This is a genomic window from Streptomyces sp. SP18BB07 (assembly GCF_036322545.1).
GTDB lineage: Bacteria > Actinomycetota > Actinomycetes > Streptomycetales > Streptomycetaceae > Streptomyces > Streptomyces deccanensis.
In genome coordinates this window covers 1-10,224 of sequence record NZ_JAQYWT010000133.1, presented here as the reverse complement: position 1 = coordinate 10,224, position 10,224 = coordinate 1, and the positions used below count along the sequence as shown (strand labels likewise).

Sequence of the window (10,224 nt, the reverse complement as noted above, 5' to 3'; positions counted from 1 at the left end):
CGTCGGACTCCTGCGAGGTGCACTTCACCGACGTGGTGGACGAGCAGAACCCCTCTCGGCCCCGCTACCCCGAGATCCTGGCGGAACTGGTGCGCAGGGTGGAGGACAGCAAGCTGGACATTCGCCTCGCCGCCCACTGGGACGCGCATGGGGCTGGTGGAGGTCGGCGGTGTCGCCAACAGCCGCACCACACCGTCGTCCTCGTCTTCAGGTACCGGGACGGCGGCCGCCGTGGCCAGGACCCAGTCGGGCTGCGGTCTTCTCGGCGATCCAGGCCAGTTCGGCTGGGTGCAGCTCTTTCAGGACGTCCGTGACGGCTGTGCGCGATGCCGATGCCGAGAAGGCAGCAAGTGGGGCGCTGAGTGAGCGCACCGGCGTGTTCCTGGCCCTGCGGTCTGGGGCATCTAGGGCTCTGACCGGGAAGGTTGGCCGGGGTCAGTCCTTCCCGGAACTGGTTCGGTGGGAGTCCGCGTAGACCGCCCGTGCTCGGCCAGGTGTTGTCGTACCCCCGGTGTAGCGTCCAGGCAGGAGTCAGGCTCATGCTCTGCGGTTGACGGAGGCGCGCGGATGACGAGTGCGACAAGCGAGGCCGTGGTGGCGGTGTCCCGGCGCATCGGCGCCCCGGCGGGGGATATCTTCCGGATCCTGGCCGATTCCGGACGGCACCCGGACCTCGACGGCTCGCGGATGCTGCGCGGTGGTGTCTCCGACGCCGTGGTTTCGGGCGTCGGGGACGTCTTCGTTATGCGGATGTACTACGAGCGCTACGGCGATTACGAGATGATCAACCGCGTCGTCGAGTACGAGCCGGGTCGCCGCATCGGCTGGGAGCCGAGGCCCGGTCGTGGGCACCCGGACGCCACCGCGCCCGGGGCCGCGTGGGGCCACAGGTGGATCTTCGACCTGCTCCCGGATGAGGGTGGGGCGACGGTGGTGACCGAGATCTTCGACGGTTCGCGTATGCCGGAGGACAAACGCGCGGAAGTGGACAGCGGGCGCGCCTGGTGGCAGACGCAGATGCTGAGCACCCTGGACCGCCTCGCTGAACTGTGCGCCGCCCGGTGAACGCGGAACTCGAAGCCCTCAAGGGCGCCCTGGACCGTCAGCGCGAGCACGTCGTCGGGATCCTCGAAAGGCTCTCGGAGGAGGATCTGCGGCGGTCGATGCTGCCCAGCGGCTGGAGTTGCCTGGCATTGGTGCGCCACCTCACCCTCGATGTCGAACGCTTCTGGTTCCCCGGTGTGATCGCGGGCGAGCCGGATGTGGCCGGACAGCTCACGGCGGGCGCGGAGGCGCACTGGTACGTACCCGAGGGGATGAGCGTCGAGGAGGTCTTCGCCGACTACCGGGTGGCCATCGCGCGGGCGGACGTCGTGCTCGCCGGCACCACGCCTGAACAGGAGCCTGCCGCTTGGCCCGTGGAGATCTGGCCGACCTGGCGGCTGCCTGACGTGCGGCACATTCTGATCCATGTACTCACTGAAGTCTCCTGCCATAGCGGTCACTTGGACGCGGTGCGTGAACTGATCGACGGCACCACCTGGCTCGGCGGCAGCCCCTACGCCAGCTAGTTCTGTGACTGGATGAGGTTCGCCGGGGTTCTTCAGGCCGCGGGGGCGAGCGGGCGTCCGTCCCAGGGGATGCCCTTCTCGCTACGGATGCGGGGCGTTCGCGGCGCTGGGCGGTGAGGACGTCGGGGTGGCGGGCGTTGGCGTTGCGCCAGCGCAGGTAGGCGTGCAGGGCGCGGGTCTGCGTGGTGTGGTTGGGTTGGAGTTGGCGACGGTGAACTGCCGCAACGGCCCGAAGTGCGCCTCGATCGGGTTGGCCCAGGATGCGTAGGCGGAGTGAAGCACAGCTCGACCCGGTTCTTCTTCGCCCAGCGCCTGAGGGTGTCGCCCTTGTGGGCGGACAGGTTGTCCAGGATCACGTAGATGGGAGCGCCGTCTGGGCGGGCCACGCGGATCGACCTCAGCGCGGCCAGGGTGTTCGCGGCGCTCTTCTTCCTGCGGTTGACGCCCCATAGGGTGTCGTCGCCGACCGAGTAGCAGCCGTGGAAGTAGCGCACTCCGTGGGTGCGGTGGTACGTCGCGGGATGCCGCTCGGGCCGGCCCTGCTCGGCCCAGCACGATCCGGCGGTGGGCCGGATCCCGAGCGGCCCGAACTCGTCGAACGCGAACACCCGGTTTGGGAAGCGCTCCAGCACCTCCTCGATCCGGTCCAGCTTGGCCTCGCGCTCTGAGTCGGGCCGACTCTTTCCACGTCTTGGTCCGTCGGAAGGTGACCCCGCGGCGGGCGAGCAGGCACCGTGACGCCTCGCGTCCGATCCTTATCAGGCGGCCGTGTACTTTCCGCAGGTAGGCGGCGAGTTTGCGGATGGACCAGCGAGTGAAGGGCTGACCGAGCTTGGTCGGGCGGGTGGTGGCCGTCGCCACGATGAAGTCCTCGTCGTCAGGGCTGAGCAGGCGGGGACGGCCTCCCGCCCACCGAGGGTCCAGACAGGCCAGGCCGATCTCGTTGAACCGGTGGATCACGTTCCGGACGGTGTCCTCGCCGGCCTGCACCAGCTTCGCGATCACGGGCACTCGGTTCCCGCCGGCCGAAGCGAGCAGCATCATCGCCCGCCGATAGCGCACCGAGTTGGTGCTGCCCCGGCGCACGATCTGCTGCAGCTTCTGCCCTTCCTGGTCGGTCAACCTGCGCACACGGACAGGCTCAGCCACCACACCCCCAGCAGTCAGACGGACGTATCCGGACATCCAACCGCCGGAACCATCACCCCGGCCAACCTTTGCTCCGTGCACCGTTCCCGTCGGCATGGATCCGGATCCGCGCGGCGCGATGAGTTCGGTGGCTCCCGCAGGTCTACCTTGTGACCGGGACGACCACCTCATCGGGAGCAAGCCATGGGCCTCATCCACATCGAACTGTTCGCGACCCTCGACCTCGTCGGGCAGGCGCCCGGCGGCCCCGACGAGGACCCGGCCGGGTTCCCGTTCGGCGGCTGGCAGGCACCCCTGCTGGACGAGGTCGCCGGGGCGCAGATCGGTGCCGCGTACGAGGGCACGGACGCCCTCCTGCTCGGGCGGCGCACGTACGACATCTTCGCCGCCTACTGGCCGCACCAGAAGGGCGGCGAGGACGGCGAGATCGCCGCCCTCTTCAACCGTGTCCCGAAGTACGTGGCCTCCCGCGGCAACCCCGACCTGTCGTGGGCCGGGTCGACGCAACTCGGCCCGGATCTGGCCACCGCGGTACGGGAGATCCGGGACCGGCACGAGCACGTGAAGGTCGTCGGGAGCCTGGACCTGGTGCAGAGCCTCCTGCGCGAGAAGCTCTTCGACCGTCTCGACCTCTGGGTGCACCCGATCGTGCTCGGCGTCGGGAAGAAGGTGTTCGACGGCGGCGAGGTGCCCACGAACCTGACACTCCTCGAACCGCCGGCAGCCGGCCCCCAGGGCGCCGTGTACCTACGCTACGCACTCGCCGAAGGCACCCCCGGCACAGGAGACATGAGCGCACCCGATCGCGGCGTGGCCCACAGCGAGTGAGACCGGGCTCCCGATCCGCGATCGTCCAAACCCTCCCTCTGGTCGGCTGATTCAACACCTGCGCCCGCCGCACCACCCTCGGAGAAGAGCGACAGTAACCACGCAGCCGGGTACTTGGAGCACCCACGACGGTGGTCTCCTGAACGACACCGGCGCCCTACGCTGGTCAGGAGATCGGTCGAGTGTTCGGGGGATTGGTGCGGATCGCAGATCACGCTGCCTGGGATCGGGGTTTCCCGGTCAAGTACCTGCTGGTCCGTGAGGACGAGGAGGGCGAGGAGAAGTACTGGGGGCGATGCGCGAGCGTCGAGGGCTTGTTTGTGGACAAAGTGCCGCCGAAGCGCGAGGTATTGACACTGCGAGGATGCACTCCCGAAGGTTCTTTGCGAGATGCCCTGTCGCCGGCCGCAGACTCGACCGGGCTGCTGGGCGATGTGTGTGTCGAAGTATGGGACGAGCAGCAGCCGCTGCAGTGGTGGACCTTGGTGGACTCTGTCGTCCTCGCCCACCATCCGAACCGGAGTGACCCGGCACTGGTGGATGTCGTCGTGGGTGCCGGCGTCGAAGAGGAGCACGCCTGGGACCACACCCTGCCGGTGTCGCCGCGGTTCAAACTGTTCGCGGGAAACACCATGGCCGCCAGTCCCGCTGGAGACTGCGCCGGAGTGGACGGGCTGTTCGTCCCGCGCGGGGCCCCGCCATCGACTCCACTGCACCTCATCGGGTGCGAAGCCGCCGAAGCCTTGCTCGCCGTCTTGCGTCGGCCCCGCAAGTGGGACCGGGACTGGGTGCAGTTGTGGGCGCTGGACAACCATGGCGAGGTGATGTACCACCACAACGTCCACCTGCGCGTCGAGAAGGCACGGCCGTCCGTGCTCGGAGGCGCCCTCGTCGACATCACGCTCGCCGACGGCGGCGATCGGCCTCCAGTGCTGGCCCGGCCGATCTGGGAGACCTGGTATCGGGGAGTTCCGACAACCCGCAATCAGTGGGCCCCATACTCCGCGCAGGGCAGATCCGAGTGGCTTGATCTGACGGCCACCCGCATGAGCGGCCGGCGCCCCGACCGCTCCGGCGGAACCCATCATCTTGACGGCAGGTTCGTCACCGACGTGCCCGGCCTGCACTGCGCGATGGAAGAGGCCCTCGTGGGGCCCGGGGGCTATTTCGGCCGGGCGTGGAACGCGTTCAAGGATTGCATGGGTGGTGGTTTCGGCGTGGCCCCGCCCTTCACCCTGATCTGGCACGACGCGGACGTAGCACGTCGAGCGCTGGCTGCCGTCGTCTCGGACCCTGACGAAGGACTCTCCTATTTCGAGGACATCGTTCGGCTGCTCGAACGCTGGGGCGTAACCGTCGTTCTGCAGTAGCCGAGACACTCCGCGGACTGATGACGGTCGAAGGAGTGGGTTGTTGTTGCGCGGCCCCCGCCGCTGCACTCCGATGCTGAGCCCTATGCCAAGCCGGGCAGCCGGTCGAGGCGGTCGCGGTGCGCCTGCGTCAGCTGGAGGCGTTCCGCCGCGAGGTTCTCTTCCAGGTGGTCGATCCGGGCGGTGCCCGGGATGGGGAGAATCACTGGTGAGTGGCTGAGGAGCCAAGCGAGCGCAACCTGCGTCGGCGTGGCGTCGACCTCGGCAGCCACCGCTCCCACCTCCGACCTCGCTCCCGACTCCCCCCAGGCGACAGGGCGCTATGGCAGGAACGCGATCCCTGCCGCCTCACAGGCCGTGAGCACGGGCTCGTGCTCACGGTCGAGCAGGTTGTAGCGGTTCTGCACGCTCGCGACGTCCACGATCCCCCGTGCCTCCTTGAGCTCGTCGACGGTGACCTCGGACAACCCGATCCGGCCGATCTTGCCCTCGGTTCGCAGATCCCGCAGCGTGCCGAGCTGGTCGGCGAGCGGCGTCTCCGGATCGATACGGTGCAACTGCAGCAGCTCGATCCGCTCGAGACGCAGTCGGCGCAAAGCCTGCTCTACCTGAGCGCGCAGTACAGCAGGCCTCCCGTCGAGCTTCCACTCGCCCGAAGAGCCCGAGCGCGCAACGCCGACCTTGGTGGTGACAAGCAGCTCGTCCGGGTAGGGATGCAGGGCCTCAGCCAGCAGTTCCTCGTTGGCTCCCCAGCCATACATATACGCGGTGTCGATCAGAGTGACGCCCAGCTCGACGGCCCGCCGGGCGACCGCGAGCGAGGTCTCACGGGCCCGGATCGGCTCCGTCGGCAAGTGCATGGCCCCGAACCCGAGCCGCCGTACGTTCAGATCCCCACCGATACGGAACGCAGTCGATGTCACGCGCTGTCTCCCCCCTCGTCCAACCGGCCACGCTAGCAGCGCAGTTGGCCACAGCATCGGTCCACTAACGAAGATCGGCCACCGACCAGAACGACAGTTACCGTGCGAGCGCCGAGGCTGATGCGCCAACAGCTGTCCGCCGGTGGTGGTGGCCCACCGGTCCTGGGATGCGCCTGACCACCGCGAGGTCGAGCCGGCACTCGGACGTCGTTCCGTCCTCCACCGCCGGTGGCCGCAATGCGTGCAGCGGCAGTCCGCCCAGCAGTCCCGACGTGACCACGTCGATGTCGTCGAGCCTGCCTGCGTCAGGACCCTCCTGGCGGTGACGATCCGTCCATCAATAGGCGACGGGCCATCCGCCGCTCCAGTTCAGGAGGTTGATGCCGAGTTTGGGCCTGCCGTTGTCGTTGCCGTCGTAGTAGTGGTAGACGATCAGATCGCCGTCGGCGTCCTTCATGATGGACTGGCCGCCGGGGCCGATGTAGCGGCCATGGGACTCCAGCACCGGTGTCCCGCCGTTGTTCATGAGCGCGACGCCGTTCCTGTCGTGGTACGGCCCGGTCACGCTCGTGGCGCGCCCGACCTTGACCTTGTAGGTGGAGCCGGTGCCGGCGCAGCAGGTGTCGTAGGAGGCGAAGAGGTAGTAGAAACCGCCCCGTTTGACGACGAAGGGCGCCTCGACCGCCTTGGTGCCGGTGGGCCGTGAGGCCAGGGAGTACCGGGTGGTGTTGCCGGCGAGCTGCTTTCCGGTGGCGGGATCGACCTGGATCATCTTCAGTCCTGTCCACCAGCTCCCGAAGGACAGCCACCACGTGCCGTTGTCGTCGACGAAGAGGTTCGGGTCGATGGCGTTGTAGTCGTGGGAGGCGGTGGAGGAGTAGACGATGCCGTGGTCGGTCCAGGAGCCGGGGAGACCGGTCGCCGAACCGGCCAGCCCGATGGCCGACTTGTTCGACCCGAAGGTCGAGACGGAGTAGTACATCAGGTACTTGCCGCCCCGGTACGAGATGTCCGGGGCCCAGGCCTCGGTCGCCCCGTACTGCGACCACCAACTCGGCCTGGTGGAGAAGGCGTCGCCGCCCGCGCCGAAAGCGATCCGGTCGGTGGAGGTGCGGTGGGACAGACCGCCTCCGGTGGCGTACAGGAGGTAACGCCCGGCGGAGGTGCGGATCATTGTCGGGTCATGGACGGCGGTGGCCCCCGTGACCGTGCCGGGGTTGGGGTAGGCGGAGGCGGCTGTGGGGGCCAGTGCGAGCAGTACCGCGGCCGGGACGGCCATGAGGGCGGCTCTACGGGAGGGTGGGAGCGGGCGGAACGTGCGGGGGGTCTGAGAGGTGCGGCTACGGGTGCGGGGGGTGCGGCTCATGCGGACGCTCCTAGGTGGGGGTGCCGTTCGGCATGCCGAACAGTCGTCGCGTCGTCGGCCGGGACCGTAGAACCGAACACCTTGCGCGTCAATGACCTGCACAGAGACCCGAAAGTCTTCGCAACTATCGCGCCGTAAGCGGGGAGTCAGGGCCCGGCTGTGGCTTCTGGGTTCGGATCGACGTTCCACCGCCCGGGCAGGTCCGCGTTGCAGAAGACGCAGACGAAGTGGCCCTCTCGCACGATGTTGTTCTCCCGACAGGTGGGACACCGTCGAAAGACCACTGCGTGGGTGAAGCAGTCCGGGTGGTCGAGGCCGGCTTTGTCCAGCGCCTGCGCCACAGCCGGCCACGAGGTGACGTCCGGGCAGTAGCCGGTCGACTGGTTGCTGACCTCGTTCACCGTCCAGTGGCCGGCCTGGGTGGAGAACCTCATTTCGCCGGCACTCAGCACCCGGCCGCCGCCCGCGCAGGCGACGTGTTCGCTGCGGCGCGGGGCCAGCCGCAGGACTCCGTCCGTGCCGATGACGAAGGTGAAGGGTTCGTCCAGTTCGTCGGCGGTCCGGGCCGCTGCCCAGCCCGCGAAGTCGGCAGCCGTGCGGATCGCGACGCCGCTGTCTGCTGACTGGACGGCGGCCGGCACATGGTGAGGCCCGACATAGCGGTAGGCCCGTCCGGATGTGCTCATGCCGATCAACGTAGGACACGTCGTCTTGGCTTGCTCAGAGTTTCGGCACGTGGATCTCGGCCTTCCGCCTTGCGGGTACAGAACCGACCTGCGGGCGACGCGGCCGACATCCGCGTAGGGACACCGCTCGGCTTCCTCCCCTGGCGCGGTCGGTGTCCTTCAGTTGAGCGGCTGCCGAAGCTCGGCCCGGATCCGGACGGTCCGCTCGGCGGGTTCACCACCAAACTGCACTTGGTTGTCGAGCAGGGCCAGAAGCCTCTATCGATCGTGGTGACGGCCGGGCAGCGCGGCGACTCGCCACAGTTCGAGGCCGTGCTGGAGAAGATACGCGTGCCCCGCGTCGGGGTGGGCCGGCCACGCATTCGCCCGGACCGCGTGCGCGCTGACAAGGCTTACGCCTCCCGCAAGAACCGCGCCTACCTGCGTAGACGAGGTATCCGCTGCGCCATCCCGGACAAGGCCCGACCAGGCGCGTCACCGCAAGCAGCGCGGCTCCCGCGGCGGTCGGCCGCCGAAGTTCGACCCGGTCGACTACCGCGAGCGCCACGCGGTCGAGTGCGGCATCAATCGCCTCAAAAGGCATCGTGCCGTGGCCACGAGATACGACAAACTCGCGGTTCGTTACGAGGCAACCGTTCTCGTCGCGGCCATCAACGAGTGGCTGTGACCAGCATATTCGTGATACGTCCTAGACCGCTGCCTTCCGCATCCCAGTCAGAAAGCCCCTGATCGCGGCCAGTTCCCGCTCGTCGTATCCCCGCAGCAGGTCCACCGCCCGATCGATGAGCGGTCCGAAGTGGGACCAGCCGAGGGCGACCGCCCGCTCGTCCACTTCGATGGTGACCTTGCGGCGGTCCCGCGCATCGCGCACCCGCCGCACATGCCCGGCCCGTTCCAGGCGGTCGACCAGTGCTGTGGTTCCTGCCGAGTTGAGGCCGAGAGCGGTGCCTAGGTGCCCTGCTGTGGTCTCCTCGCCGGCGCGGGCGGCGTCCATCAGGGCGATCAGCGCACGCACGTCGGTGGGGTGCATGCCGTTGCGCTGTGCGAACCGGGTGCTGTGCCTGCCCAGGTCGACGGCCACCGCGCGCAGCAGGTGGACGATCTCCATCTCGGGCCCCGGCTCGGCTCGTTCGACGAGTTCCTCACCCTCCTGATCGGGCACGGACCACCTCCACGTATCATCTCGCCCAACAAGTATCTTGCTGAGCGAGATAATAGAGGAGTCGCCGTTCATGAACGCTCGCGATACGTACGACGCCGACAACTTCCTCATGGCCTACGACAAGGTCATGACCAAGTGGCCTGCCGCTCGCGAGACGGCGACCGTTCCCACGCCCTTCGGCACGACACACGTCAACGTATGCGGCCCGGCCGACAGGCCCTCGCTCGTCCTCCTGCCCGGCGGAGGGGGCGCAACCTCCGCGTCCTGGTACGCGCAGGCGGCCGAACTGTCCGGCACTCACCGGGTGTTCGCCGTCGACTTGATCGGCGCCCCCGGACGCAGCACTCCCGACGGCGACCGCGGCCCCCGTACGGTCGCCGACCTGTCGGCCTGGCTGGACGCGCTCCTCGACGGCCTCGGAGTGGCCGAGACCGACCTGGGCGGACACTCGTACGGCGCCTGGATCGCGCTGCATCACGCCATGCGCGCGCCCGACCGGATACGCCGCCTGGCCCTTGTGGACCCGACCCAGTGCTTCGCCGGGTTCAGCCCGGCCTACCTGCTGCACGCACTGCCCATGCTGCTGCGGAACACACCCCGCCGGGTCCGCGCCTTCCTGGAGTGGGAGACCAAAGGCTCCGCCCTCGATCCCGACTGGCTCGCCCTCCAAGAGGCGGCCGCCGGTTTCCCCTCTCTCCGACCCGTAACCGGGCCGCGCCCGGCACCGGACGCCCTGCGCGGCCTGGACCTGCCGGTCCTGTTGCTCCTCGCCGGAAGCAGCAGGACCCATGACCCCTCCAAGGTGGCCGCCCGCGCCGAGGCGCTGCTGCCACGCGTCGCAACGACCGTGCTGCCGGATGTGTCCCATCACGCGCTTCCGCACGCCATCGCGCCCGAGGCGAACCGTAGCCTCGCCGGCTTCCTGGAACGGTCCGGTGACTGAGTCTCAGCCCGCCCCGGGCACCGCACCCTGAAAATCAACCCTCGTTTAGCTCCGCTAATAGCACTTCCGATCCACGGCCTAGCCCCAATGCCGTTGCTTTTGCCGTGGGCGTAGGCTGGTTGGCAGTGGGTCCCGGGGGTGGTTGGTGTGGCTGCGAGTGCGTCTGACTTATCGGGTCTTGGTCTTCTGACCTGGGTGTATCCGCCGGGGTTGGTGGACCGGGTGG

At 68.5% G+C, this 10,224-nt stretch carries 9 protein-coding genes and 3 pseudogenes; 7 read left to right on the top strand and 5 right to left on the bottom strand.

Annotated features, from left to right (window positions below; translation table 11 throughout):
• The 3 genes from PUR53_RS00590 to PUR53_RS00580 form a co-directional block, all read left to right on the top strand.
• Positions 1–314, top strand: a 314-nt coding sequence (locus PUR53_RS00590; RefSeq protein ID WP_329907004.1) for a hypothetical protein, incomplete at its 5' end; no start/stop codon positions are given.
• 253 nt (positions 315–567) lie between these two features.
• A complete protein-coding gene (locus PUR53_RS00585; protein WP_329907003.1) occupies positions 568–1,065 on the top strand; it encodes a hypothetical protein in 498 nt (165 codons plus the stop codon).
• Complete coding sequence (locus PUR53_RS00580) at positions 1,062–1,571, top strand: DinB family protein (protein ID WP_329895583.1); 510 nt, start codon at positions 1,062–1,064, stop codon at positions 1,569–1,571. The genes PUR53_RS00585 and PUR53_RS00580 overlap by 4 nt, the downstream gene beginning before the upstream one ends.
• Positions 1,572–1,603: 32 nt before the next feature.
• Here PUR53_RS00580 and PUR53_RS00575 read toward each other — a convergent pair.
• Positions 1,604–2,720: pseudogene (locus tag PUR53_RS00575) on the bottom strand (IS630 family transposase).
• 183 nt (positions 2,721–2,903) lie between these two features.
• Between PUR53_RS00575 and PUR53_RS00570 the strand changes: the two are divergent.
• Both PUR53_RS00570 and PUR53_RS00565 read left to right on the top strand, forming a co-directional pair.
• Entirely contained in the window at positions 2,904–3,548 is a 645-nt protein-coding gene (locus PUR53_RS00570) for a dihydrofolate reductase family protein (protein ID WP_329895582.1), read from the top strand.
• A gap of 182 nt (positions 3,549–3,730) precedes the next feature.
• Complete coding sequence (locus tag PUR53_RS00565; protein ID WP_329907001.1) at positions 3,731–4,918, top strand: barstar family protein; 1,188 nt, start codon at positions 3,731–3,733, stop codon at positions 4,916–4,918.
• A gap of 83 nt (positions 4,919–5,001) precedes the next feature.
• Here PUR53_RS00565 and PUR53_RS00560 read toward each other — a convergent pair.
• From PUR53_RS00560 to PUR53_RS00550, 3 genes and pseudogenes are all read right to left on the bottom strand, one after another.
• Positions 5,002–5,841, bottom strand: a pseudogene (locus PUR53_RS00560) (aldo/keto reductase).
• A 337-nt stretch (positions 5,842–6,178) separates the two neighbouring features.
• Positions 6,179–7,120 (bottom strand): arabinan endo-1,5-alpha-L-arabinosidase, encoded by a 942-nt coding sequence (locus PUR53_RS00555; protein WP_329895586.1) that lies wholly within the window; start codon positions 7,118–7,120, stop codon positions 6,179–6,181.
• Between the two features lie 233 nt (positions 7,121–7,353).
• Positions 7,354–7,893, bottom strand: a complete 540-nt coding sequence (locus PUR53_RS00550) for a hypothetical protein (RefSeq protein WP_329895579.1) — start codon at positions 7,891–7,893, stop codon at positions 7,354–7,356.
• 207 nt (positions 7,894–8,100) lie between these two features.
• Between PUR53_RS00550 and PUR53_RS48010 the strand changes: the two are divergent.
• A pseudogene (locus tag PUR53_RS48010) lies at positions 8,101–8,560 on the top strand (IS5 family transposase); the annotation flags it as partial.
• Positions 8,561–8,581: 21 nt separating this feature from the next.
• Here PUR53_RS48010 and PUR53_RS00540 read toward each other — a convergent pair.
• On the bottom strand, positions 8,582–9,001 hold the full coding sequence (locus PUR53_RS00540) for a MarR family transcriptional regulator (RefSeq protein ID WP_052146576.1): 420 nt from the start codon (positions 8,999–9,001) through the stop codon (positions 8,582–8,584).
• A 124-nt stretch (positions 9,002–9,125) separates the two neighbouring features.
• On the opposite strand from PUR53_RS00540, the gene PUR53_RS00535 reads away from it, so the two are divergent.
• Positions 9,126–9,998: an alpha/beta fold hydrolase gene (locus PUR53_RS00535; RefSeq protein ID WP_329906999.1), complete on the top strand. Its 873-nt coding sequence runs from the start codon at positions 9,126–9,128 to the stop codon at positions 9,996–9,998.
• The last annotated feature ends 226 nt before the right edge of the window (positions 9,999–10,224 follow it).